26 protein-coding genes are annotated in these 25,194 nt (G+C 57.8%); 9 read left to right on the top strand and 17 right to left on the bottom strand.

All coding sequences use genetic code 11. The annotated features are described in order from the left end of the window. Window positions 1–17: 17 nt before the first annotated feature. The 8 genes from phbB to ACR0DY_RS06100 form a co-directional block, all read right to left on the bottom strand. Window positions 18–740 (bottom strand): acetoacetyl-CoA reductase, encoded by a 723-nt coding sequence (gene phbB / locus ACR0DY_RS06135; protein ID WP_209506587.1) that lies wholly within the window; start codon window positions 738–740, stop codon window positions 18–20. A gap of 187 nt (window positions 741–927) precedes the next feature. Continuing rightward, the gene (locus ACR0DY_RS06130) at window positions 928–2,103 is read right to left on the bottom strand and encodes an acetyl-CoA C-acetyltransferase (RefSeq protein WP_209598663.1); all 1,176 of its coding nucleotides are present in this window, start codon (window positions 2,101–2,103) and stop codon (window positions 928–930) included. Between the two features lie 190 nt (window positions 2,104–2,293). Next, the gene (locus tag ACR0DY_RS06125; RefSeq protein ID WP_480486626.1) at window positions 2,294–3,127 is read right to left on the bottom strand and encodes an EAL domain-containing protein; all 834 of its coding nucleotides are present in this window, start codon (window positions 3,125–3,127) and stop codon (window positions 2,294–2,296) included. 104 nt (window positions 3,128–3,231) lie between these two features. After that, window positions 3,232–3,420, bottom strand: a complete 189-nt coding sequence (locus ACR0DY_RS06120) for a hypothetical protein (RefSeq protein WP_480483107.1) — start codon at window positions 3,418–3,420, stop codon at window positions 3,232–3,234. Window positions 3,421–3,510: 90 nt separating this feature from the next. Beyond that, window positions 3,511–4,482 carry a sterol desaturase family protein gene (locus ACR0DY_RS06115; RefSeq protein ID WP_480483110.1) on the bottom strand — a complete coding sequence of 324 codons (972 nt, stop codon included), beginning with the start codon at window positions 4,480–4,482 and terminating at the stop codon, window positions 3,511–3,513. Next, window positions 4,479–4,865, bottom strand: coding sequence for a hypothetical protein (locus tag ACR0DY_RS06110; protein WP_480483112.1), 387 nt, complete (start codon window positions 4,863–4,865; stop codon window positions 4,479–4,481). Before ACR0DY_RS06110 ends, ACR0DY_RS06115 begins: the two co-directional genes overlap by 4 nt. A gap of 134 nt (window positions 4,866–4,999) precedes the next feature. Beyond that, window positions 5,000–5,362, bottom strand: a complete 363-nt coding sequence (locus tag ACR0DY_RS06105) for a hypothetical protein (protein WP_480897949.1) — start codon at window positions 5,360–5,362, stop codon at window positions 5,000–5,002. 65 nt (window positions 5,363–5,427) lie between these two features. Next, a complete protein-coding gene (locus tag ACR0DY_RS06100; protein ID WP_480545889.1) occupies window positions 5,428–5,994 on the bottom strand; it encodes a TlpA disulfide reductase family protein in 567 nt (188 codons plus the stop codon). Between the two features lie 21 nt (window positions 5,995–6,015). Here ACR0DY_RS06100 and argH point away from each other — a divergent pair, with 21 nt between their 5' ends. The 4 genes from argH (at window position 6,016) to ACR0DY_RS06080 (ending at window position 11,751) form a co-directional block, all read left to right on the top strand. After that, window positions 6,016–7,404: an argininosuccinate lyase gene (gene argH, locus ACR0DY_RS06095; protein WP_480486632.1), complete on the top strand. Its 1,389-nt coding sequence runs from the start codon at window positions 6,016–6,018 to the stop codon at window positions 7,402–7,404. Further along, window positions 7,401–7,601: an argininosuccinate lyase gene (locus tag ACR0DY_RS06090; RefSeq protein ID WP_480486634.1), complete on the top strand. Its 201-nt coding sequence runs from the start codon at window positions 7,401–7,403 to the stop codon at window positions 7,599–7,601. Before argH ends, ACR0DY_RS06090 begins: the two co-directional genes overlap by 4 nt. Window positions 7,602–7,905: 304 nt before the next feature. Further along, entirely contained in the window at window positions 7,906–9,171 is a 1,266-nt protein-coding gene (gene lysA, locus ACR0DY_RS06085) for a diaminopimelate decarboxylase (RefSeq protein WP_480545890.1), read from the top strand. A 96-nt stretch (window positions 9,172–9,267) separates the two neighbouring features. Next, the gene (locus ACR0DY_RS06080; protein ID WP_480545989.1) at window positions 9,268–11,751 is read left to right on the top strand and encodes a TIGR02302 family protein; all 2,484 of its coding nucleotides are present in this window, start codon (window positions 9,268–9,270) and stop codon (window positions 11,749–11,751) included. A 3-nt stretch (window positions 11,752–11,754) separates the two neighbouring features. On the opposite strand, the gene ACR0DY_RS06075 is transcribed toward ACR0DY_RS06080, so the two are convergent. Further along, window positions 11,755–12,477, bottom strand: coding sequence for a zinc-ribbon domain-containing protein (locus ACR0DY_RS06075; protein ID WP_480486637.1), 723 nt, complete (start codon window positions 12,475–12,477; stop codon window positions 11,755–11,757). Window positions 12,478–12,659: 182 nt separating this feature from the next. Here ACR0DY_RS06075 and ACR0DY_RS06070 point away from each other — a divergent pair, with 182 nt between their 5' ends. The 4 genes from ACR0DY_RS06070 to ACR0DY_RS06055 are packed head-to-tail and all read left to right on the top strand — an operon-like array spanning window position 12,660 to window position 15,565. Further along, a complete protein-coding gene (locus ACR0DY_RS06070) occupies window positions 12,660–13,337 on the top strand; it encodes a cell division ATP-binding protein FtsE (RefSeq protein ID WP_209506709.1) in 678 nt (225 codons plus the stop codon). After that, window positions 13,334–14,233, top strand: coding sequence for a cell division protein FtsX (locus ACR0DY_RS06065; RefSeq protein ID WP_480545891.1), 900 nt, complete (start codon window positions 13,334–13,336; stop codon window positions 14,231–14,233). The genes ACR0DY_RS06070 and ACR0DY_RS06065 overlap by 4 nt, the downstream gene beginning before the upstream one ends. Next, window positions 14,233–14,973: a lysophospholipid acyltransferase family protein gene (locus ACR0DY_RS06060; RefSeq protein ID WP_480538989.1), complete on the top strand. Its 741-nt coding sequence runs from the start codon at window positions 14,233–14,235 to the stop codon at window positions 14,971–14,973. The genes ACR0DY_RS06065 and ACR0DY_RS06060 overlap by 1 nt, the downstream gene beginning before the upstream one ends. After that, window positions 14,960–15,565, top strand: coding sequence for a pyridoxamine 5'-phosphate oxidase family protein (locus tag ACR0DY_RS06055; protein ID WP_480483127.1), 606 nt, complete (start codon window positions 14,960–14,962; stop codon window positions 15,563–15,565). The genes ACR0DY_RS06060 and ACR0DY_RS06055 overlap by 14 nt, the downstream gene beginning before the upstream one ends. Before the next feature lie 19 nt (window positions 15,566–15,584). On the opposite strand, the gene ACR0DY_RS06050 is transcribed toward ACR0DY_RS06055, so the two are convergent. After that, a complete protein-coding gene (locus tag ACR0DY_RS06050; RefSeq protein WP_480483129.1) occupies window positions 15,585–16,178 on the bottom strand; it encodes an NAD(P)H-dependent oxidoreductase in 594 nt (197 codons plus the stop codon). A gap of 102 nt (window positions 16,179–16,280) precedes the next feature. On the opposite strand from ACR0DY_RS06050, the gene ACR0DY_RS06045 reads away from it, so the two are divergent. After that, the gene (locus tag ACR0DY_RS06045; protein ID WP_480483131.1) at window positions 16,281–16,859 is read left to right on the top strand and encodes a TetR/AcrR family transcriptional regulator; all 579 of its coding nucleotides are present in this window, start codon (window positions 16,281–16,283) and stop codon (window positions 16,857–16,859) included. 21 nt (window positions 16,860–16,880) lie between these two features. Here the strand turns inward: ACR0DY_RS06045 and lpdA are convergent, their stop codons facing one another. The 7 genes from lpdA to sucD form a co-directional block, all read right to left on the bottom strand. Next, the gene (gene lpdA, locus ACR0DY_RS06040; RefSeq protein WP_480483132.1) at window positions 16,881–18,269 is read right to left on the bottom strand and encodes a dihydrolipoyl dehydrogenase; all 1,389 of its coding nucleotides are present in this window, start codon (window positions 18,267–18,269) and stop codon (window positions 16,881–16,883) included. 72 nt (window positions 18,270–18,341) lie between these two features. After that, the gene (locus ACR0DY_RS06035) at window positions 18,342–18,611 is read right to left on the bottom strand and encodes a hypothetical protein (RefSeq protein WP_480483134.1); all 270 of its coding nucleotides are present in this window, start codon (window positions 18,609–18,611) and stop codon (window positions 18,342–18,344) included. A 2-nt stretch (window positions 18,612–18,613) separates the two neighbouring features. After that, the gene (gene odhB, locus ACR0DY_RS06030; RefSeq protein WP_480486645.1) at window positions 18,614–20,119 is read right to left on the bottom strand and encodes a 2-oxoglutarate dehydrogenase complex dihydrolipoyllysine-residue succinyltransferase; all 1,506 of its coding nucleotides are present in this window, start codon (window positions 20,117–20,119) and stop codon (window positions 18,614–18,616) included. Window positions 20,120–20,122: 3 nt separating this feature from the next. Beyond that, window positions 20,123–23,080 carry a 2-oxoglutarate dehydrogenase E1 component gene (locus ACR0DY_RS06025; protein WP_480483137.1) on the bottom strand — a complete coding sequence of 986 codons (2,958 nt, stop codon included), beginning with the start codon at window positions 23,078–23,080 and terminating at the stop codon, window positions 20,123–20,125. After that, entirely contained in the window at window positions 23,077–23,619 is a 543-nt protein-coding gene (locus ACR0DY_RS06020; RefSeq protein ID WP_480483139.1) for a DUF805 domain-containing protein, read from the bottom strand. The genes ACR0DY_RS06025 and ACR0DY_RS06020 overlap by 4 nt, the downstream gene beginning before the upstream one ends. 2 nt (window positions 23,620–23,621) lie before the next feature. Beyond that, a complete protein-coding gene (locus tag ACR0DY_RS06015) occupies window positions 23,622–24,302 on the bottom strand; it encodes a hypothetical protein (RefSeq protein WP_480483141.1) in 681 nt (226 codons plus the stop codon). A 3-nt stretch (window positions 24,303–24,305) separates the two neighbouring features. Next, complete coding sequence (gene sucD, locus ACR0DY_RS06010) at window positions 24,306–25,187, bottom strand: succinate--CoA ligase subunit alpha (protein WP_209506539.1); 882 nt, start codon at window positions 25,185–25,187, stop codon at window positions 24,306–24,308. Window positions 25,188–25,194 lie beyond the last annotated feature (7 nt).

The following is a 25,194-nucleotide window of genomic DNA, read 5'->3' as shown; positions in this document are numbered from 1 at the left end:
ACAATTCTGATTGCAGATCAGACGAAGAACTGGGCACCATTGGCCGAGATGGTCGAGCCGTTGATGAACTGAGATTCGTCCGAGGCCAGGAAGGTCACACAGCGTGCAATCTCTTCGGGCTCGCCCAGACGACCGGCGGGGATCTGGCCAATAATCGATTCGCGTACCTTTTCGGGCACCGCCATCACCATCTCGGTTGCAATATAACCGGGGCAGATCGCGTTGGCCGTGATGCCTGCCCGCGCGCCTTCCTGCGCCAGAGATTTCACGATACCCAGATCGCCCGCCTTGGTCGCAGCATAGTTCACCTGAGCGAACTGACCTTTCTGGCCGTTGATCGAGCTGATGACGATGACACGGCCAAATTTGCGCTCGCGCATGCCGGGCCAGACAGGGTGCACAGTGTTGAACACGCCGGTCAGGTTGGTGTCGATCACGTCTTTCCACTGATCGGGTGTCATTTTGTGGAAAGGTGCATCACGGGTGATGCCTGCGTTGGCGACAACGATGTCGATGGGGCCAACCTCGGCCTCGACCTTTTCGATGCCCGCTTTGGATTCGTCATAATCGGCGACGTTCCACTTGTAGGTCTTGATGCCGGTTTCTTCGGTGAATTTCGCGGCGGCTTCGTCATTCCCTGCATAGGTGGCCGCAACGTTGTATCCTTCGGCTTTGAGCGCCTTGGAAATTGCTGCGCCAATGCCGCGGGAACCGCCGGTAACGAGTGCTGTACGTGCCATTTAGGACTCCTCCAATTTTAGTCGCCTTGGTAATGCTGTTACTTTGAGAGATGTTTGTGCGCAATATTGTTTCGTCGTTAAGGTGTTTATTTCGGATGGCAATATCGTCGCATCTAAGGGGTACGACCCCAGTGTAACAAAAAAGGGCGTCCCATGGACGCCCTTTTCTATTTGGTTATTGGCGCACTTAGTCGCGCTCCACACACAGGGCGACACCCATGCCGCCGCCGATGCACAAGGTGGCCAGACCTTTCTTTGCGTCGCGGCGCTTCATTTCGAACAGCAGCGTGTTCAGAACGCGGCAACCTGATGCGCCGATTGGGTGGCCGATGGCAATTGCGCCGCCGTTCACGTTCACAATCGACGGATCCCAGCCCATATCTTTGTTCACTGCGCAGGCCTGCGCGGCAAAGGCTTCGTTGGCTTCAACAAGGTCCAGATCGTCGACGGACCAACCCGCCTTTTCCAATGCCTTGCGCGAAGCGTAGATCGGGCCAACGCCCATGATCGACGGGTCCAGCCCGGCAGTTGCGTAGGACGCGATGCGCGCCAAAGGTTCGATTCCGCGCTTCTCTGCGTTTTGAGCTGACATCAGCAGGGTTGCGGCCGCGCCGTCGTTCAGGCCCGAAGCGTTTGCAGCTGTGACCGATCCGTCCTTGGTGAAGGCGGGGCGCAGCTTTGCCATGGCTTCCATTGTAGCGCCGTGGCGGATGTATTCGTCCTTGTCCATCACGATGTCACCCTTGCGGGTCTTGATGGTGAAGGGCACGATTTCGTCGACAAACTTGCCAGCTTTTTGCGCCGCCTCAGCCTTGTTCTGCGAGGCGACAGCGAATTCATCCTGCATGTCGCGGCTGATCTGCCATTTTTCGGCAACATTTTCCGCCGTTTGGCCCATGTGATAGCCGTTGAAGGCATCCCACAGACCATCGCGGATCATGGTGTCGATATATTTCATATCACCCATCTTGTGACCGGCGCGCAGGGCAGCTGCGTGGGGCGACAGGGTCATGTTCTCTTGGCCACCAGCGGCGACGATGTCGGCATCGCCGAGTTGGATGTGCTGAGCGCCCAATGCGACCGCACGCAGGCCCGAGCCGCAAACCTGGTTGATTCCCCAGGCGGCACTTTCCTGCGGCAAACCGGCGTTGATATGCGCCTGCCGAGCCGGGTTCTGGCCCTGAGCCGCAGTCAGCACCTGACCCAAGATGGTTTCGCTGACTTCGCCTTTTTCAATCCCGGCGCGCTCAACAACTGCTTCCAGGACGGCCGCGCCCAGATCATGTGCGGGGGTGTTCGCAAACGAACCACTAAAGCTGCCGACACCTGTTCGTGCGGCGGATGCGATTACTACGTTGGTCATATGATCAGTCCTTTACCGTCATTGTCTGGCGGAATGTCTGACGGCGCAGGCCGAGAGTTTCCCTCTCGAAACAAGAGCGCCCCGTTTTCCCCCGCTCAAGTACTTCTGCAATAGCGTAATGCTGCACTTGCAGCAACGGGCAGCTTGTCTCAGCTTGGGAAATGGCGGAAAAATGTCGATCACCCACGGGTCAACTTGCTGTTTTTGAAATTTTTTCCTGTTTCCACGGGGGCGAAACACTGGGCGCGCCAAACAAAAAGCCCTGCATGCAATCCACGCCACTTTCAAGCAAAAATGCCGCATCCTTCTGAGTTTCGACCGATTCGGCAGTGACCAGAATTTCAAACTCACGCGCTACGGCAATCAGGGCCCGCACCAAAGCCTGGTTGTCGGGGCTGTTGCTGATGCCCCTGATAAACTGACCATCGATCTTGGCGGCGTCGAACAGAAACTCGCGAAAGTGGCGGAAACTGAAGTTGCTGGCACCAAAGTCGTCCAGCGCAAACGCGATGCCGCGATCCTGTAGGCGGTCCATGAAGTCGACCACCAATTCCGGCACCTGCATGGCAGAACTTTCGGAGATTTCTAGGATCAGACGTTCGCCCAGCTGCGGATCCCGTTTCAGAAACCGGTCCAGTACACCGGACCAGTTGGAGTAACCGATTGAGCGGGCGGACATGTTGATCGACAGGCGGATCTGGGGGTTCTTCACCAACGTGCGCAGACCAAGTTCCAATGCGACGCAGTCGAGATCACGTCCGATCGGAGTGTTTTCAACCTGTGGCATGAACTCGCGCGCGGGGATAACGCGCCCTGTTTCATCCAATACACGAATGAAGCCTTCGTAAAACGCGATGTCATGCGGCGGGTGCGCCTGAACAACCGGCTGAAAGGCCAACCGACATTGCTTGTGCTTTACAGCATCGGTTGCCATCTGAACCACCGAACGATCCCGTGTTGACACTGCTGCATTCAAAGGGGTGTCCAACCCTTCGGGAAGATTGGTGAGCTTTTTGTTTCCCATAGGCGCAGATTCCCGTGTGTCCGGAACAGGTGTTTTGACACAGTTTCGGGGCAAACAGATGAATCTGCGGTTAAAGCGTCAGATGAAGTTGCTTATTGCGGTTTTCAGCGCGCGGAATCCCCGGCACGGGCCAGTGATGCCGCGGCTCCAAGAAGGGCTCCTGTCGCACCCAGAAACATCAGGACAAAACCCAGTGCGATCAGAGTGCCAACAAAGCTGCCGAGCGCGGCAAGCATGGCCAGCAACAGGCCAAACAACCCCACGAAGGTTGAAATGGTTGCCAAACGTTTCATGCCGCCCCTCGCTCAACTATGCGCCACATTCAATGACCGATATGGCGTGCAAAGACCGGAGTTCAAGTTTAGCGGGGCCTGACGGCTGTATCAGGCCTGTTCTGCCTGTCCTTTGGGCAGGATCTTGTCGACCTGCTCAAAACCGGGCGTTCCCCGGTCCTCGGGGTGGCGAGCCAAGTGCTTGGCTTTTATCTGTTCCGAGTTGTCGCGGCTGCCGTCGTGGCTGTACCCAGGAGGTGCAAAACAATAGGCCAGACGTTGCCGCAGTGTCAGGCCTGGCTGCGTGGTATCGTGCCAAATGCCGACCCATTCGTGAAACGCAACGCGCAACGGGTTGAAGGTGCCGATATTGTGAACCAGCCCGTAGTCGACACGGTCGTTTTCCAGTTCAGGCACAAAGGTCCCAAACAGCTTGTCCCAGATGATGAAAACTCCGGCGTAATTACAATCCAGGTACCGCGCGTTCCTGCCGTGATGCGCGCGATGATGGCTGGGGGTATTCATGACCGCTTCGAACCATCGGGGCATTTTGCCGATGGCCTCGGTGTGAATCCAGAACTGATAGATCAGGTTCAATCCACCGACGAACAGAACCATGGCGGGATGGAAACCCAGCAGGATCAGCGGCGCGCGAACGACCATCATGAACGTAAAGGTATAGGTCCAAGTCTGCCGCAGAGCTGTGGTCAGATTGTAGTGCTGTGAACTGTGGTGGTTGACATGGCTGGCCCAGACCCAGCGAATACGATGCCCAAAACGGTGTACCCAGTAATAGCGAAGGTCATCCAGAACAAAGCACAGAATGATAACGGGAATTGACGTGCCAAGGTCCAAAGGAGTGATCTGCCACAGCCACATGAAAAACGCATAGGCAATAAAGCCCAGCAAAAAGCCCGACGCGATGTTCCCGGCCCCCATGATCAGCGAGGTCACAGCGTCGCGCGTTTCATACCGCCCGCCTTTGCCCTTGACTGCGATCCACAGGAATTCTGCCAGAATAGCAGCGATGAAAAACGGGACGGCCCATTGCACCGCATCGGGAAAGCTTACCTGGTCTGTCATGCGGGCCTCATCAAGTGTTGCCAGTGCTGGCGTTCGGTCTGGTCAAGGTGAACGGTCGCGCGCGGGGTGCTGAAGTCGTGAAACCGAACTTCGATGCCATTGGCGGTCTCAAACCAGTCGAAATCCTGAAGACGCCGCGCTACTGTGTCGGCGCCGAAGGACCAGATCAACCCAGCCCCGTTCTGGGTTCTTACCAGCGCCGCGTGACCGTCATGGGCGATTGTCACGTCGATCACCGTGTCATCAGGGAAATGCCGCAGCCACTGACGTGGCGCCGTGTCTGGCGTCAGCACGTGCAACCGCGACTTGCCCGTCAGATGCAACAATACCGTAATCCCGGCTATGCCCCCAACGACCAACACCAATAGAATTTCCAGCGGCATTCCATCCTCCTGAGCGCAGAGTGCAAAGGAGGATGGAAACTGTCAAAGGTGGCGTGACGTCAGCTTTTGCAGAACAGAACGTGCCGCTCATTTCCCGGATCGGTACCCAAAGCAGTCGCGCCCGATGGGCGAGCCTAATTAGCGATCGTGTAAACGATTGCGTCACCTTTGCCTTTGCTACGCACGAACTCGACCTGATTGCCTTCCATTTTGACCTTCTGGCAATCCTCGGGGAATTTCTTTCCTCCGGCGACAACATTTCTGCACCAGAACTGTTTGTTCCAAACCCATGCACCGGTGATCTTGGCGTTGTTGCGACCCACGCCCTCGATTTTTCCATCCGGAGTGATGATCAACCAGGTGTCACCGGAGACAAGTTTCTTGCCGGCGACACCTGCGACGAACTGGGCTTCTTTCTTAATGTGTTTGGCCTCGGAAACAACGGCAGAACCCAGAACCAGGCAGGCCGCGGCGGTGAATGCAACAAAACTCTTCATAAATACTCTCCTTATCAAAGCATCAAAAGAGTATCATGATTCTGGGGCTTAATGGGCCAGTTCCCTCAGCTTTCTGCGCCAACAAGCGTTGAGATAATCGCCTTCGCGCTGTCCGAGTTCCATTCGGCGTCGCCGATCAACCGCGCGATTTCCTGACCTTCGGGATTCAGAATGACCGTGATGGGCAATGCGATGATACCGAATTCGCGCGCAGCAGCCGAGCTGAGGTCCTGGTGACGCGGCAGGTTGGATATGCCATTTTCTTCGAAGAACTTCTTGATTCCTGCTGGTGAGTTGCGGCCTGTGGCAAGGGTCAGAACCTGAAACTTGTCCCCCCCGAACTCGTCCTGCAACTCGGCGATCTGAGGCATTTCTTTGCGGCAGGGGGCGCACCAGGTGGCCCAGAAGTTCAGCAGAACATACTTGCCCTCATAATCGGCCAGCGTGCCGACACCTCCGTCATCTTCCAGCTGAAACTCGATCACTTTTGCCGGTTTGGGTTCTTCATGCAGGATTAGGCGCTTCAGACTGCCTTCCCGTAAGGGGCCCAGTGTCGTGGCATCGGTTGCCAAAGCGGCATTTGCACCTAGCGCAAGGGCCATATAAAGGGGGATCAAACGAAATAGGCGCATATCAACTCCGGGTTTTCTTACATGACCGATCAATCCTCGAACCAGATGTGGGGCGGCCGCTTTGCCGCCGGTCCAGACGCGATCATGGAGGCGATCAACGCCTCGATCGGGTTCGATCAGCGGATGGCAGCCCAAGACATCGAAGGCTCGCGCGCCCATGCGGCCATGTTGGCTGCTACAGGCGTCATAAGTGATAGTGATGCGCAGGCCATTCGGGAAGGGCTGCTCACCGTTTTGTCAGAAATCCAGAGCGGCACGTTTCAGTTTTCAACTGCGTTGGAAGACATACACATGAATGTCGAGGCGCGGCTGAAAGAGATCATCGGCGAGCCTGCTGGCCGTTTGCACACAGGGCGTTCGCGCAATGATCAGGTGGCGACGGATTTCAAACTGTGGGTCCGGGATCAGCTAGACGCGGCTGAAACTGGTCTGCTGGCTCTGATTCGCGCGCTTTTGGCACAGGCCGAAGCAGGCGCCGATTGGGTCATGCCCGGCTTCACCCACCTGCAAACTGCGCAACCCGTAACATGGGGCCACCACATGATGGCCTATGTCGAGATGTTCGGCCGCGACCTGAGCCGAGTCCGCGACGCCCGTGCACGAATGAACGAATCCCCGTTGGGGGCCGCCGCACTGGCGGGTACATCTTTCCCCATTGATCGCCATATGACGGCGCAGGCGTTGGGCTTTGATCGCCCCGCCGCCAACTCGCTGGATGCCGTCAGCGACCGCGATTTCGCGCTGGAGTTCCTGTCGACCGCCTCGATCTGCGCTGTGCACCTGTCGCGCTTTGCCGAGGAGCTGGTGATTTGGTCGTCGGCCCAGTTCCGTTTCGTGTCCCTGTCCGACCGGTTTTCGACCGGCTCGTCGATCATGCCGCAGAAAAAGAACCCGGATGCAGCCGAACTGATCCGCGCCAAGGTTGGGCGTATCTATGGGGCCAATACCGCGCTGATGATGGTGATGAAGGGCCTGCCGCTGACCTATTCAAAGGACATGCAGGAGGACAAGGAACAGGTCTTTGATGCCGCCGACAACTGGATGCTGGCACTGGCTGCGATGGAAGGGATGGTCAAGGACATGACCGCCAACCGCGACAGCCTTGCCGCCGCCGCCGGCTCGGGTTTCTCGACCGCTACGGATCTGGCCGACTGGCTGGTGCGGGTGCTGGGCCTGCCGTTCCGGGATGCGCATCACGTCACCGGATCACTGGTGGCCATGGCCGAAGGCAAGGATTGTGATCTGCCCGACCTGACGCTGGATGATATGCAATCGGTCCATGGTGATATCTCGGATGATGTCTACTCTGTCCTTGGCGTCGACAATTCGGTAAACTCGCGGCAGTCCTACGGTGGTACCGCCCCCGATCAGGTGCGGGCCCAGATCGAACGATGGAAGGCAATGGTATGACAACCGCGCTACGTGCGATCCTGATTGCGGTTTCCGGTCTGGTGCTGGCCGGGTGCGGGGCTGATGGCGAGCCTGATCAACCAACTGCCCCTCAACCCACGGTCAGTGCCACCATTGGGGTTGGATCAAGCGGCGCGTATGTTGGCGGGGGTGTCGGCCTAAGCCGCGGACCGCTGGGCATTTATCTTGGATTCTGATCCTTTTGAATGTTGCGCCCATGGTCCCGGCACCTCATGTTGGGTCCACGTATCGATTACCTGTCACACAAAGAAATGGTATTGAAATGAAAATTCTGGGATTGGTTTGTGCTCTTGCTGTTTTGGCGGCTTGCGAGCCTTCGTCAGCGCGACGTCCGGAACCTGCGGCCGAACCAAAACAATCGGGCACCGGCATTTCAATCTCGGGCTATGGCCGAGTTGGTGTTTCAACGCAAAACTAAACCGGGACTAAGGATACAGAATCCATTGATCCGAAGTCCTTTTATGGTCTAAGCGCGCAAGCATGGATCACTTTTTGTACCGCGACGGCGCGCTTTACGCCGAGGATGTCCCCGTCTCCGAAATCGCAGCCGCGGTTGGAACACCGTTCTACGTCTATTCCACGGCTACATTGCTGCGGCATTTCAAGCTGTTCGATGACGCGTTGGACGGCACCGATCATCTGGTCTGCTACGCGATGAAGGCGGCCAGCAATCAGGCGATCCTTAAGACATTGGCCCAAGCAGGTGCGGGGATGGACGTGGTCTCGGGCGGAGAATATCTGCGTGCGAAGGCGGCTGGTGTTCCCGGTGACAAGATCGTGTTCTCAGGTGTGGGGAAAACAGCGGACGAGATACGCATGGCGCTGAGCGGCGGCATTCGCCAGTTCAATGTCGAATCCGAGCCCGAAATGGAAGTGATCAACGCCATTGCGCTTGAGCTTGGCGTGATCGCGCCGATTACCGTCAGGGTGAACCCGGATGTTGATGCCAGGACGCATGCCAAGATTGCCACGGGCAAGTCCGAGAACAAGTTTGGCATTCCGATAGCCCGCGCCTCGGAAGTTTATGCTCACGCCGCCGACCTGCCGGGGCTGGAGGTGATCGGCATCGACGTTCACATCGGCTCGCAACTGACCGAACTTGAACCGTATGAGTTGGCCTACACAAAGTTGGCCGAGTTGACCGAGCGCCTCCGCTCTGAAGGTCACAACATTAGGCGCCTTGACCTGGGCGGTGGTTTGGGCATTCCATACACCCGGTCGAACGACGCACCGCCCTTGCCGATTGAATATGGTGCGCTGGTCAAGAAAACACTGGGCCATCTGGGCTGTGAGATCGAGATTGAGCCGGGCCGCCTGATCGCGGGCAATGCCGGGATCATGGTCAGCAAGGTCATCTATGTGAAATCAGGCGAAGGTCGCGACTTTTTGATCCTTGATGGGGCGATGAATGACCTGATCCGGCCTGCAATGTACGAAGCGTACCACGATATCATAGCGGTGCAAGAACCGGCGGCTGGCGTGGAACAGCAAGCCTATGACATCGTAGGCCCGGTCTGCGAATCCGGGGATACCTTTGCCAAGCAGCGCAATATGCCGCCGCTGAAATCGGGTGATCTGGTCGCATTTCGCAGCGCGGGTGCATACGGTGCGGTGATGTCCAGCGAATACAACACCCGCCCGTTGATCCCCGAAGTTCTGGTGAATGGCGATCAATTTGCAGTCATTCGTGAACGGCCAAGCTTTGACGAAATCATAAACCGCGATACCATACCATCGTGGCTTTGACGCGATAACCGCGCGGGCCCGTCCCGGAGGCCCGTCTTGACCAACAGAACGAACCCGCCCATTCCGCGCCTGTCCCTGTGGCTAACCCATCTCGGTATGGTGGCTGAACAGGTGCTGCGCGCGTTCTGGCCTGCGTTCTCGATTGTTCTGGCTTTGCTCGCCGCTCTGATGCTGGGGTTGCAGGATCATCTGCCCGTTGAAATTGTCTGGGGTGCTGGTGCGCTGTCGTTGATATCTTTTGGTGCAGCATCTGTCCGGGGTGTCACGAAATTCAAACTGCCGTCCCGCGCTGATGCGCTGGCGCGGCTGGATGAGGCTCTGCCCGGTCGACCGATTCAGGCTTTGCTCGATGATCAGGCAATCGGTGCCAACGATGGGGACTCGGTTGCCTTGTGGCAGGCGCACAAAGCCCGCATGGCACAGCGTGCGGCCACTGCTGAGGCTGTGAAACCAGATCTTCGGCTTGCGTCGCGCGACCCGTATGCGCTGCGCTATGCCGCTCTGCTGGCATTTGTTGTGGCGCTGATCTTTGGTTCATTGTGGCGCGTGGGTTCAGTGGCGGACATGGCCCCGGGCACAGCCGTCGCTGGACAGGGCCCAACTTGGGAAGGATGGGTAGAACCCCCCAGATACACAGGTTTACCGACCTTATATCTTGCTGATCAGACAGGCGCGGCGCTTTCTGTTCCCAAGGGCAGTCGCATCACCTTGCGACTTTATGGTGAAGTTGGCGCACACAGTCTGTCCGAGAGCAGTTCTGCTAGCGGAACCGAGGCGGCAACAGACCCGGAACAGGAGTTTGTCGCCGAACGCTCGGGTCAGTTTCGCATTGATGGACCGGCGGGGCGGGAGTGGTCGGTGCAGGTCATTGATGACGTGGCTCCGAAGATCGAAGTTTCCGGTACCGCCGAGTCTGAAGCGGGCGGGCAGATGAAGCTGCCATTTTCCGCCAGCGACGATTACGGAGTGGTCTCGGGTCTGGCCCGGATCGAGCTGGATCTGGCGGCGATTGACCGTCGGTACGGACTGGCGGCCGAGCCAGAGCCGCGCGAGGTGATCGAAATCGAATTACCTATGCCGATCACCGGTGACAGGGCGGACTTTACCGAAGACCTGATCGAGGATTTCTCGCAGCATCCGTGGGCGCATCTGCCGGTCAGAATAACCTTGATGGCGACGGATGCAGCGGATCAGCAAACGTTTTCGGATCCCTATGCGACAGCATTGCCAGCACGGCGCTTCTTTGATCCGCTGGCGGCAGCCGTGATTGAGCAAAGGCGCGATCTGCTTTGGTCGCGATCCAATGCGCCTCGTGTCTCGCAATTGCTGAGGGCTGTGTCGCACCGCCCCGAGGATCTGTTTCGTTCTGACACAGCCTATCTGCGTCTGCGGGTTGTTCTGCGGCGATTGGAAACGTTTCACCGATACGGGTTGAAGCCCAAACAACAGGAAGAGATTGCGCAGGCCCTGTGGGACCTTGCCGTGCTGATCGAGGACGGGACGCTGGCGGATGCATTGGAACGAATGCGCCGCGCGCAGGAACGTCTGACCGAAGCGATGAAGAACGGGGCCAGCGATGAAGAAATAGCCGAACTGATGCAGGAGTTGCGCGAGGCGACGCAAGATTACCTTCAGCAACTACAACGCCTTGCACAGCAAGATGGCGAAGACGGCGAGCGTCAGCCCGGCCAGAATGGTGAATCTTTGCAAATGACGCAGGATGACCTGCAGCGCATGATGGACCGCATTCAGGAACTGATGGAACAAGGCCGCATGGCCGAAGCCCAGCAGGCGTTGGAAGAATTCCAGCAGATGATGGAGAACATGCGTGTAACTCAGGGTCAGGGCCAAGGGCAGCAATCCGAAGGCCAGCAGGCCATGGAAGGTCTTGCCGAAACCCTGCGCGAACAACAGGGTCTTAGCGATCAGGCCTTTCGTGATTTGCAGGAACAATTCAACCCCGGCGCGCAATCAGGTGAAAGCCAAGGGAACGAAGGCCGCAACGGCGGGCAAGGTCGGGGGCAAAGCCACGAAGGTCAGGGCGGACAAGGTGAAGGTTCGGATCAGGCTGGAGACGGTGAGCAGGGGCAAGGCTCGCTCGCCGACCGACAGCAAGCGTTGAGAGACGAGTTGGGTCGTCAGCAACAAGGTCTCCCCGGTGTCGGCACACCCGAAGGTGACGCCGCGCGCGAAGCGCTGGATCGGGCCGGGCGTGCCATGGATGAGGCTGAGCAAGCTCTGCGTGGCGATGATCTCGCCGAAGCTATCGACCGTCAATCCGAAGCGATGGAAGCGTTGCGCGAAGGGATGCGGTCGCTGGGTGAAGCCATGGCGCAGGAACAGCAGAACCAACCGGGGCAGGGAACGCAGGACGGCGATATGCAGGCCAACAACCGCGATCCGCTGGGCCGAAACCCAGGCGCTGCCGGTTCGATTTCAACCGATGAAAACCTGTTGCAGGGCGAAGACGTCTATCGCCGGGCGCGCGAGTTGCTGGATGAAATCCGCCGTCGGACCGGTGAAACAGATCGTCCCCAGATCGAGCTGGAATACCTCAAGCGGTTGCTGGAGCGGTTCTAGCCCTTAGTTCTGCGCACCGGATCCTGCCTGAGTTTCGAGCCAGATGCGCGCCTGATCCACCAGCGACACATATGAGCTGAGCAACGGATCGGCCTGCGGTACAGCCTCGCTGATCTGGCGGGCATTCCCGTAGATCAGGTACAGAACCACGCCGATGATCAGCATCAGCGCAAAACCGCGCAAGAACCCACCGGACTTGCGAGGCGCCTGCGCCTCATCTTCTGCCGGGTCCGACCGCATGCTCGAGTTGATGGCATCGACATCCGGCAGTGCATCCTTTTGCCCGGCATCTACGGCGGTTTCCGAAGTTGCAGGGCGTTTGGGCCTGACCTTAGGTTCTGGCGGTGCTTCCAGGCCCAGATCGGGCTGGCTTTCCAGACCACCGCCTTCCTGCGCACGTAACTCCGCTTCTCGTGCGGCTTCTTCTTTCAGGATACTGGCGACTGATGGGGCAACATTTCCTGTAGATGCAGCAGGTTTTTCAACCTCTGGCGCTGATTTATCTGCGGGCTCGGCGTCCTTCTGGGCCTCGACCTCGGTGTCCGATGTGTCTGCCTCAACAGGCTTGTCCTCGGGCGCGTTCGGTTCATCCGTCGGCTCGGATGGATGCTTGGCCTGAAACCAGGTCTGATCGCAGTTCGAACACTGCACATCGCGGCCTTCCTCGGGGATGACCTCGTCAGGAACTTCGTACTGCGCAGTGCAATTCGGACATGTAAGACGCATACTGCCTCCTCGGCCGGATGAAGGGCCGATAATAGTTTTTTCAGGGATGATATTCCGTTAAGACCCAACAGCAAAGGGCGTTTTCGGTTTCATGGGCCAAGTGTCACCAATTGGACTCGGTAGAGCCATTGAAACCGTCGCCATGCTCGGGCAAGAAGAGCGGCAAAATATTGGGGGCACGTGTGATCGAGCTGGAAAATGTCAGCTATACCTACGGTGGTGGCGAGTTGCTGAGCGATGTCTCGGTTCAATTGCAGCCGGGGTCGTTCCATTTTCTGACCGGGCCATCGGGGGCGGGAAAGACGACATTGCTCAAGCTGTGTTACGGGGCACTGTTACCAACCTCGGGACGTCTCAGCGTGTTTGATCAGGATATCTCGGCCCTTGATCGGGATCAGCTGGCCGTGCTGCGTCGCCGTGTTGGCGTTGTTCATCAGGATTGCCAGTTCCTTGACCATATGACGCTTGCCGAGAATGTCGCCTTGCCACTGATGGTCTCTGGGCGCGGGGAATCGTCCGGGCAAGACAATCTGACCGAACTGCTCAGCTGGGTGGGGCTTGGTGCACGTCTCGAAGCGCGGCCACCGGAATTGTCCGGCGGTGAACGTCAACGGGCGGCTCTGGCGCGCGCCGTCATCCTGTCGCCCGATGTCATATTGGCTGATGAGCCCACGGGCAATGTCGATTGGGAGATGTCGCAACGTTTGTTGCACCTGCTGGTCGAGCTGAACCGTATGGGAAAGACCGTTCTGATTGCCACCCATGACCTGAGCCTGATCCGCGCGGCAAAAAGTCATGTTCAGGCCCGTGTTTTGCGGATTTCGCAGCGAAAGCTGCATCTGGCGGGGGCAGACCTGTGACTGGGGCTGATATCCGAAACCTGCTGCGCGGCGATACCCGTGCTGACCGCGTTGTTCCGCCAACCGGCTACACCGCGCATCTGACGCTGTTTGTCGCTGGTGCCATGGCATTTCTTGCTGTTTTTGCTTTGGCTTTGTCCCTCGCCTCTGGCCGCATCGCGGATCGGTGGGCCTCGGAACTGGCGGGCGCTGCGACCTTGCGCATCAACGCACCGGCCGAGCAGCTTGCTGCCCAGACAGAAGCGGCATTGACCGTCCTCAGCCAGACGCCAGGTGTCGCCTCCGCCCGTGCGCTTAGCACAGAAGAACAGGCCGCATTGCTGGCGCCTTGGTTCGGGCCGGACCTGCCGCTGGATACTTTGCCAACCCCGCAGCTGATCGAGATTATCGAGGGCGAACCGGGGCTGGATGCGATCGGGCTGCGATTGCGATTGGGGGCCGAGGTGCCCGGCGCGGTTCTGGATGATCACACGCGATGGCGCGAACCGCTGGTCGATGCAGCGATGTCCCTGCGTCGTCTGGGATGGATATCAATCCTGCTGATCGGTGGCGCGACCGCTGCGATGATTACCCTTGCAGCCAACGCCTCACTTGCGGCCAATGCGCAGATTATCGAGGTTCTGCGATTGGTTGGCGCGCAGGATGGTTTCATCGCAGGGGCTTTTGTACGGCGGTTTACCTATCGCGCGTTTTTCGGCGCTTCGGTTGGGACTCTGCTGGGAATGACAGGTGTCTTGCTTTTGCCCGAAGCTTCGGACGCGGGCGGGTTTCTGACCGGAGTTGGATTTCAGGGCAAAGACTGGGTATTGCCGGTTCTTATCCCCGTCCTTGGGGCAGCCGTTGCCTTTGTTGCCACATGGGCCGCGGCCCGACGCAAGTTGAAGGAGCTTTCCTGATGTTGATGGCAATTCAGTGGGTTCGTTCCCTCATCTTCATGATTGTGATCTATGCTTGGATGCTGATCCTTGGCATCGCGTTTCTACCTTATGCGCTGTTTTCCAAAAACGGTGCCCTGAAAGCGTGCAAAACCTACGCCAAAAGCACCATGTGGCTGGCCCGGTGGATGGTTGGTATCCGCTGTGAGGTGCGGGGCAATGCCCCAACGAATGAAGTGGTCATCGGGGCTAAACATCAGTCGTTCCTTGATATCATCATGATTTTCGACGCCATTCCGCACGGCAAATTTATCATGAAGCGCGAGCTGTTGTTCACACCCGTCATTGGCATGTATGCACGACGCCTTGGTTGTATCCCGGTCAATCGCGGCAAACGCGGTGCGGCTGTGGCAAAAATGGTCAAGGACGTCTCAAAAGAATTCTCCGAACCCGGACAGCTGGTGATCTATCCGCAGGGCACGCGTGTGGCGCCGGGTGCAAAGAAACCCTACAAGGTTGGTACAGCGGTCCTGTATGAAGGCCTTGGTTTTCCATGCGTTCCGGTTGCGACGAATGCTGGCGTGTTCTGGCCCCGCACAGGCGTGATGCGTAAACCCGGCCTTGCCATTGTAGATTTTCTGGAGCCGATCAAACCGGGTGTTGCCCGCGATGAGTTCCTCGCGCGGTTGGAGGAAGTGATCGAAACACGTTCGAACGAATTGATGCGCGAAGTGGGGTTTGATCCTGATGGAATTCATTGAAAAAGTAGAAGATCTCGAGGCGTTGTACGGAACGCCGGGTGCTGCTTCGTTGCGAAAGGTCGTTCGACACTTAACTCCGCTCTATCGCAAGTGGATTGAAGCCGCGCGCCTTTGTGTTCTCAGTACAGTTGGTCCCGAGGGTGTGGACGGAAGCCCACGTGGGGACGACGGTGCTGTTGTGCGTGAGTTAAACCCAAAAACGCTGGCGTTGCCTGACTGGCGGGGAAACAACCGCCTGGACAGCTTGCGCAACATTGTTCGGGACCCGCGCGTTTCGCTGATGTTCTTTGTGCCGGGTTCTGACAATGTCGTTCGGGTAAACGGAACAGCCCGATTGACCGCAGACGCGGCATTGCGCAACCAGTTCGAAAAGGCTGGCAAGGTTCCGGCGACGGTTATCGTCGTGCAGATTGACGAGATTTACAGTCAGTGCGCGCGTGCACTGATGCGCGCCCGCACTTGGACTTGTGGCGACGAAAGCAAGGACCTTCCGACGATTGGGCAGCTTTTGTCGGAGGCGTCAGAGGGTGAAGAGGGCGGCGCGCAATATGACAAAGACTGGGCTGCACGCGCCGCCAAGACAATGTGGTAGGTAGCGGACGGTTGTTCAGTCAAGCTGCGGCGGCTCCGATTCTGGACACTTTTTTGATCCAGCGATCAACGCTGCCCGGTTTGGGATAGCTTGCGCCTGCAAAGTAAGTGAATCGCGTTGGTTTGAAGCCAACAAAACCGAGGATCTGGCCCCGAACCTGTCGAATAAGCGCTTGCCTGTACATCAGGCGCATGAACCAGCCCGGCGTATCTGAGGTCAGGATAACGCGTGCCGTGCGTCCGGTCAGCATCGGGGCTGGCAGGCCAGCCATCGTGGTGTTGCGGGTGTCGAATGTCCGCCCCGGTATGAACATCCGGTCAATCAATCCCTTGAGTTTTGCAGGCAGCCCGCCCCACCACATAGGTGTGGTCAGGACCAGATGGTCGCTCCATTCGAAGTCCTGCAACACGTGTTCCAGAACTGGTTCAAGCGGCTTGAAGTCGTGATAGTTGCCCTGACCGAAATCAAAATCGAATTGCAGGTCGCTCAGGTGGACTATTCGGACATCATGTCCGTTTTTGCGGGCTGCCTCGCCATAGGTTTCTGCGAATGTGCGTGACAAGCTGCTTTCTGCCGGATGTCCATCGAGGATGAGGATTTTCTTGGGGTGCATCGGGGTTCTCCTAAAAATGACCACGGTCAGTTTATAGAATCAAAAAATGACCACGGTCAATATTAAATTTGACCACGGTCAAAAAATGTGCGATTGGGCGTTATGCAAAAAACGATCCAGAAACGTACCATCAAGACCCGCGCCAAGCTTCTGTCAGCTGCGGAAGAGGTTATCCGACATGGCGGATATGAAGCCTTGCGGGTGGATGAAGTTGTAAAGGCCGCGGGTGTTGCCAAGGGGACCTTCTTTGCACACTTCCGCGACAAGGATGCGCTGATGGAAATCTTGATAGCGGACAAGCTGAATGCTTGCCTGGATCAGGCCCAATCCGGTACCCCACCCAAAACGGTACCAGAGATTATCGCTTCGCTGGAACCGGTCCACGAATTCATGACGTCCGAACGGTACGTGTTCGATCTGTTGATCAGATACTCGGGGGCAACGGCAATCGCAGATATTGGGCCGATTGCCTATTGTTTTGAACGGTATTTCCGGGTCGTGATGATGTGGCTTGAAACCGCAGAGGTACGCAAGGATGTACCATCCGAGCTGTTGGCAGAAGGCGTGCAGGCCTTTGCCATTCAGGCCATGTCCTTACAGTATTGCGCGCTGCATTCAGCGACAACGTTCACAGACAGACTGGAAACATATCTGGATGCATGGCTGACCCCGGCAAGCTGATCGCCGCAGGGGTCAGGGGTGTTAGCTGTGGATCGGGCCGTCTCCGCAGGCCAGGGCAGCCTCGCGAACCGCTTCGGAATACGTCGGATGCGCGTGGCAGGTGAGCGCCAGATCCTCGGCAGAAGCACCGAATTCCATCGCCACACAAACCTCGTGGATCAGATCACCTGCGCCCGGGCCGATGATATGGGCACCCAGGATGCGATCGGTTTCCTTGTCGGCCAGAATCTTGACGAACCCGTCAGCCGCAAAATTCGCCTTGGCGCGCCCATTGCCCATGAACATGAACTTACCGACCTTATAGGCACGACCCTGTTCCTTGAGCGTCGCTTCGGTTTCACCAACATTCGCGACTTCTGGCCAAGTGTAGATCACGCCCGGAATCACGCCATAGTTCACATGACCGTGCTTGCCTGCAACCTGTTCGGCAGCGGCTATTCCTTCGTCTTCGGCCTTGTGTGCCAGCATCGGGCCTTCGGTCACGTCGCCAATTGCATAGATGCCCGGCACGTTGGTCTGCCAGTCGGCACCAACCTTGATCTGACCACGTTGGGTCATCTCGACGCCCAAAGCGTCCAGCCCCAGACCATCCGAATAGGGTTTGCGGCCTGTGGCAACCAGCACAGTGTCGGCGTCGATCACATGTTCACTGTCGTCTTTGAGCAGCTTGTAGGTAACTTTGGCCTTGGTCTTGGTCGCTTCGGTTTTCTGCACCGCTGCACCCATGATAAAGGTCAGGCCCTGTTTCTTGAGAATGCGCTGGAAGGTTTTTTGCACCTCAGGGTCCATGCCCGGCGTGATCTCCTTGAGGAACTCGATCACCGTCACCTCGGCGCCCAGGCGGCTGTAAACCGATCCCAGTTCCAGCCCGATCACACCCGCGCCGATCACAACCATTTTCTTCGGGACCTTGTTCAGCGACAAAGCACCGGTCGAAGTCACGACGACCTTCTCATCAACTTCAACACCGGGCAGGGAAGATGGTTCCGATCCAGAGGCGATGATAATGTTCTTGGTCTCGTGGACCTCATCACCCACCTTGACCTGACCTGCGGCTGGGATTGATCCCCAGCCTTTCAGCCAGTCAATCTTGTTCTTCTTGAACAGAAATTCGATGCCCTTGGTGTTGCCGTCGATGACCTCGTCCTTGTAGGCTTGCATCTGCTTCCAATCGACTGAAGGCGCTTTGCCCTTCAGGCCCATCTTGGCAAAGTTATGCTCGGCCTCGTGCAGCTGATGGCTGGCATGCAGCAGCGCCTTGGAGGGAATGCAGCCCACGTTCAGGCAAGTACCGCCCAGTGTTTCGCGCCCTTCGACCACGGCTGTTTTCAAACCCAGTTGAGCGCAGCGGATCGCGCAGACATAGCCGCCGGGTCCGGCGCCGATTACGATGACGTCATAATTTGCCATTACATTCTCCTAAATCGACCGGACGTACCGGCGCTTCCCCGACCCGATTTGGCGGGTCGGAAATAGTCATTGTCAAACAGGTTCCAGCAGCTTGATCGAGATATGGGCAATTCCGCCCCGCTCGTGATGCATCGCCAATTCTTCAGAACCAAAGAAGGCTTTGGCCTTGTCCAGGTTTGTAACCTCGAACATCGCGATGGCGTGGTCTTTTTGGTCGGGGTCGCGCCAGACGTGCAGGTCGCGGATACCCGCGGCCTTGCGCATCGGTTTGTCCTCGCGGAACACTTTCAGCCAGGCGTTGAAATCGGCCACGTCGGCTTGCCAAAGTACATGTGTTGCCATGCTTACAGGTCCATCAGCAGGCGGCGCGGGTCTTCCAGCGCCTCTTTCACACGAACGAGGAAGGTAACGGCACCTTTGCCATCGACGATCCGGTGGTCATACGACAGGGCCAGATACATCATCGGGCGGATCTTGATCTCACCATTGATGACCATCGGGCGGTCCTGGATCTTGTGCATGCCCAGAATACCCGACTGAGGGGGGTTCAGGATCGGCGAGGACATCAGCGAACCATAGACACCACCATTCGAGATGGTGAAGGTGCCACCCTGCATCTCAGCCATGCTCAGCTTGCCGTCACGGGCGCGCTTGCCCTTTTCGGCGATGGCTTTTTCGATCGCGGCAAAGGACATGCTGTCGGCATCACGGATCACGGGAACGACCAGACCCTGCGGCGTACCGGCGGCGACGCCCATATGCACGAAGTTCTTGTAGACGATGTCGGTTCCATCAATCTCGGCATTGACCTCGGGCACTTCTTTCAGCGCGTGGCAGCATGCCTTGGTGAAGAAGGACATAAAGCCCAAACGCACGCCATGCTTCTTCTCGAACTGGTCTTTGTACTGATTGCGCAGGGCCATGACCTCGGTCATGTCCACCTCGTTGTAGGTGGTCAGGATCGCAGCGGTGTTTTGTGCGTCCTTGAGACGTTTGGCAATGGTTTGGCGCAGGCGGGTCATCCGCACGCGTTCTTCGCGGGCCTCGTCCTCGGCAGCCACAGGGGCGCGAGGGGCTTGGGCCACAGGGGCGGGCGCAGTCGCCGCAGGTGCCGGGGCTGAAACTGCTGCAACGGCTTTGGCTACGTCTTCCTTCATGATGCGACCGTCGCGGCCTGTTCCGGTGACCTGATCAGCCGACAGTCCGGCTTCGGCCATTGCTTTCTGGGCGGACGGTGCGTTTGCGACGTCTTTTCCGGTGCTTGTTGCTGCGGGCGCCGCCGCCGCTGCCTGGGCCGGCGCGGCTGCTGCACCAGCGGCAGCTCCGGAGATGACGGCCAGCTTGGCAGCCGCATCCACGGTCGATCCTTCTGGAGCAACGATTTCCGCAAGAACACCCGAAGTCGGTGCGGGAACTTCAACCGAGACTTTATCGGTTTCCAATTCGCACAGCATCTCGTCCTGCGCGACGTTGTCGCCGACCTTCTTGAACCAGGTCGAAACGGTTGCCTCCGTCACAGACTCACCAAGTGTCGGCACCATCACGTCAACCGACCTACCTGATGCGGCAGGTGCCGCTGCCGGGGCTGCGGCTGGCGCCGGGGCTGCGCCTTCGCCCGCCGCAATCGTTGCCAGCAAGGCGTCAACACCGACGGTTTCGCCTTCGGCTGCCACGATTTCACCCATTACACCCGCTGCGGGAGAAGGAACCTCGACGGTGACCTTGTCTGTCTCCAGCTCACACAGCATCTCATCCATGGCGACCGCATCACCGGGCTTTTTGAACCAGGTTGCAACTGTGGCTTCGGTGACCGATTCGCCAAGCGTGGGAACACGAACTTCAATCGTCATCGCTTACTTTCCTTCAATGCTCAGCGCTTCGTTAACCAGCGCTTCTTGTTGGGCTTTGTGTTGGCTGGCCAGCCCCGTTGCGGGCGAGGCCGATGTGGCGCGACCGGCATAGGTCGGGCGAGTGTGTTTTGCATCGATACGGGACAGGACCCATTCGATGTTGGGTTCGATAAAGGTCCACGCACCCTGGTTCTTGGGCTCTTCCTGACACCAGACCATCTCGGCATTCTTGAACCGTTCGAGTTCGTTGATCAGTGAATGTGCCGGGAACGGATAGAATTGTTCGATCCGCATCAGGTAGATGTCATCGATGCCACGCGCGTCGCGTTCCTCCAGCAGGTCGAAATAGACCTTGCCGGAACACATGACGACGCGCTTGATCTTGTCATCGGCCACCAGCTTGGTGTCAGAGTTGCCCTTCTGCGCGTCATCCCACAGCACCCGGTGGAAGCTGGAGCCTGTGGTGAAGTCGTCCGCCGTGCTGACGGCCAGCTTGTGACGCAGCAGCGACTTCGGTGTCACCAGGATCAGCGGTTTCCGGAAAGTACGGTGCAACTGACGGCGCAGGATGTGGAAATAGTTCGCGGGTGTCGTACAGTTCGCCACGATCCAGTTGTCCTGACCGCACATTTGCAGGAACCGTTCCAGACGCGCTGACGAGTGTTCCGGGCCTTGCCCTTCAAAGCCATGCGGCAGCAATGTGACAAGACCGGACATCCGCAGCCACTTGCTTTCGCCCGAGCTGATAAACTGGTCGAACATGATCTGCGCACCGTTGGCAAAGTCGCCGAACTGCGCCTCCCACAGAACCAGAGCGTTCGGTTCTGCTAGCGAATAGCCGTATTCGAAACCCAGCACCGCGTATTCCGACAGCATCGAGTCGATGACATCGTATTGGGATTGCCCGGCACGGATGTTGTTAAGCGGGTAATACCGTTCTTCGGTTTCCTGATGAACAAACCCAGAGTGACGCTGGCTGAAGGTGCCCCGTGTTGCGTCCTGTCCGGCCAGACGCACGGGATATCCTTCGGTCAGCAACGAGCCAAACGCCAGTGCCTCGCCCGTGGCCCAGTCGAAGCCTGCACCAGTCTCGAACATCTGTTTCTTATGTTCCAGCAACCGCTCAACGGTTTTGTGCATTGCGAAATCGCCAGGAGCCTTGGTCAGCGCGGCTCCGATTTCTGCCAGTGTCTCTGCCGAGATCGCTGTTTCACCCCGGACATAGTCATCCTTGTTCTTGTCAAGATGCGACCAGCGCCCATCCAGCCAGTCGGCCTTGTTGGGTTTATAGTCTTTCCCGGCCTCGAATTCGTCGTTCAGGTGGGCCTGAAAAGCGGCCTTCATATCTTCGATCTCACCCTCGGGGATCAGCCCGTCCTTGACCAGCCGCTCGGTATACAAGGAAAGCGTTGTCTTATGGGTTTTGATCTTCTTGTACATGATCGGGTTGGTGAACATGGGCTCATCGCCCTCGTTATGGCCAAACCGGCGATAGCAGAAGATGTCCAGAACCACGTCTTTATGGAACTTCTGGCGGAACTCGGTCGCCACCTTCGCGGCGTGAACTACCGCCTCGGGGTCGTCGCCGTTAACATGGAAGATCGGGGCCTCGACCATCAGCGCGATATCGGTGGGATAGGGGCTCGAGCGGCTGAAATGCGGCGCGGTAGTGAACCCGATCTGGTTGTTGACCACGATGTGCATGGTGCCGCCGGTTCTGTGCCCTTTCAGGCCGGATAGGCCAAAGCCCTCGGCCACAACACCTTGACCGGCAAAGGCCGCGTCACCGTGCAGCAATATCGCCATGACCCTGGTACGGTCCGTGTCGCCCAGTTGGTCTTGCTTGGCGCGAACCTTACCCAGAACTACCGGGTTTACCGCCTCAAGGTGAGAGGGGTTGGCGGTCAATGACAGGTGCACACTGTTGCCATCGAATTCGCGATCGCTTGAGGCGCCGAGGTGATATTTCACATCGCCAGAGCCGTCCACGTCCTCTGGCTTGAAGCTACCGCCCTGGAATTCGTTGAAAATCGCGCGATAAGGCTTGCCCATCACGTTGGCCAGAATGTTCAGGCGACCCCGGTGCGGCATCCCGATGACGATGTCACTGAGGCCAAGCGCGCCACCACGCTTGATGATCTGTTCCATCGCCGGGATTAGCGCCTCGCCACCGTCCAGACCGAACCGCTTGGTGCCCATGTACTTGACGTGCAGGAACTTCTCAAAGCCCTCGGCCTCGACCATCTTGTTCAGGATCGCCTTGCGGCCTTCCTTGGTGAACGCGATTTCCTTGCCATAGCCCTCGATCCGCTCCTTCAGCCACGCGGCCTCTTCCGGGTTCGAGATATGCATGTACTGCAGCGCAAAGGTGCCGCAATATGTGCGTTTCACGATCTCAACGATCTGCCGCATGGAAGCGACCTGTAATCCCAGCACGTTGTCGATAAAGATCGGGCGATCCATGTCGGCATCGGTGAAACCGTAAGTCTTCGGGTCCAGCTCAGGATGGGTGCTGGCAGCGCGCATACCCAGCGGGTCCAGATCCGCGGCCAGATGGCCCCGGATGCGGTAGGCCCGGATCAGCATCAGTGCTCGCAAACTGTCCAGCACGGCGCGTTTGATCTGATCGTCGCTGACCTCAGCCCCTTTTTCAGCCGCCTTGTCCTTGATCTTCTTGCCCGCCGCTTTGGCGTCAATCTCGGCCCATTCACCAGTCAGCGCACCAGTCAGGTCGTCTGCTGGCATCGGCGGCCAGTCGGTGCGCGCCCAGGACGGACCTTCGGCTTCGCGTTGAACATCGGGGGCATCATCGCCCATGGCATCAAAGAACGCGCCCCATGCGGCATCCACCGCACCGGGGTTCTTTGTGTATTGCGCATAAAGCTGCTCCAGATATTCGGCATTATGCCCCTGCATGAAGCTTGAGGCATGAAAGGCGGAATTGGGCGAATGTTCGGTCATAGGGCTACCTCTGTTGGGTTGGGACCGTATTGATTGGTGCCTGGCTGGCTGGGGCGTGTCAGCCACCATAGAACCAGGAGGGGCGACACGACCAGTACCAGTAGTGTCGGAAGAACGATGAGCAACGTGGCGCGGGTAAACAGGATATCCAGCCTGCCACCATGCTGGAAATGAGAGGCCAGGCCGATACCGAAAACGAGCACGGCTCCGGCGCCAAGGATCAACAGGATCGGCAGCAGAGCATACAGCCCGCTGCGACCGGTATCATGCATCCGCCGGAAAGCAACTGCCAGATGGGGAAAGAAGACGATCAGGCTGACGATGCCCTGCACCGGTTGCGAGGACGTGGTCGACACGGATTTCGAGGTTTCGGTTTCCGTCACCGCGACCTGCGTGAAGAACTGCCAGTCGATGATCCCGGCAATGATGTTCCAGATCACGATGAACAGGAAAAAGAACCAGTATTCGGGCCGCGAAGCACGGCCCGAGAAAGTGAAGAACTTGGAGAAGCAGGTGCGTATGGCGTCGGAGAAGGTCATTCTTAGTTCTCTGACTGTTTCGTGACATAAGTTGAGAAAACAGAGGACACATCAATGTCAATGCCCGACACGGCGGAAATGCGCTCGGTGTTCAGGACCGCACCGTTCAGAACCCGTTTTAGGCCGTTTCTTTCATATGATTGCGATCGAAGACGATGCACTGGAGGCAAGGTCGCAGGATCACGTCCTGTGTCCCCAAGCAAACGCTCAAATGTCACTGGCGATTCTTCATTTTTGAGCGCAATCACGCAACTTAGATGGCCGTAGGTGTCATGCACATAACTGTCGATGCGCAAAACGCTTCCGGTTTGAAGTTTAACAAACCAACGATCTTTTTGTTGTGTGCTTTCGACAATCTTTAGATTACGAGTCCCGGCGGCATTCTTGAGTGCAAGTTCCCATGTTCTTGTTATGCGCGGATTGGCAACGTCACCATAGCCAAACTGTTCTGCAAGTAACGTTGCGGCAAAAGACTTTATTGCGCGTTCGTCAAGTTCCGCTGGGACCACCGGAGACCAGCCAATCTCGATTAGGGTATCGGTCACTGTCGCTAGATCAATTGCGGACTGGCAAGCCGCAACGGTATCAGAAGCGAAGCTCGAGCTGTCGGCAACAGCAGGGGCAGTAGTGGCTGCCGAGATGGCAGCCACAAGGCCAAAAAGGATTTTTGTGCCCCAGTTCACAATTTACCCAATCGCTTCCAGCACGGCCTCACCCAACTGCGCCGGGCTTTCGGCCACGACGATACCGGCCGAGCGCATGGCTTCGATCTTGTCCTCGGCACCGCCTTTGCCACCGGCGACAATCGCGCCCGCGTGGCCCATGCGGCGGCCCGGAGGGGCCGTGCGGCCTGCGATGAAGCCTGCAACCGGCTTCTTGCGGCCTTTCTTGGCCTCATCGGCCAGGAACTGCGCGGCTTCTTCCTCGGCCGAGCCGCCGATCTCGCCAATCATGATGATCGACGTGGTCTCGTCATCTGCCAGGAACCATTCCAGCACGTCGATATGTTCAGTCCCTTTGATCGGGTCGCCGCCAATGCCCACACAGGTGGACTGGCCCAGTCCTACGTCCGTTGTCTGTTTCACGGCTTCATAAGTAAGCGTACCCGAGCGGGAAACGACACCCACGCTCCCGCGTTTGTGAATATGGCCGGGCATGATACCGATCTTGCAGGCGTCAGGCGTGATGACACCGGGGCAGTTCGGGCCAATCAGGCGCGACTTGCTGCCTTCCAGCGCGCGTTTCACCTTCATCATGTCCAGAACCGGGATACCTTCGGTGATGCAGACAATCACTTCCATCTCGGCATCAATCGCTTCGAGGATCGAATCCGCCGCGAATGGGGGCGGTACGTAGATCACCGATGCGTTGGCTTCGGTCACGTGCTTGGCCTCGTGGACCGAGTTGAACACGGGCAGGCCCAAATGCTCCATCCCGCCTTTGCCGGGGGTTACGCCGCCAACCATCTTGGTGCCATAGGCAATGGCCTGTTCGCTGTGGAATGTACCTTGCGAGCCGGTAAAGCCCTGACAGATCACTTTAGTGTTTTCGTCGATGAGGACTGCCATTTTGTCC

This window comes from Ruegeria sp. O6, from assembly GCF_056535045.1.
Note: the sequence above shows the minus strand (reverse complement) of the source record. Positions and strands in the feature narration are given on the sequence as shown.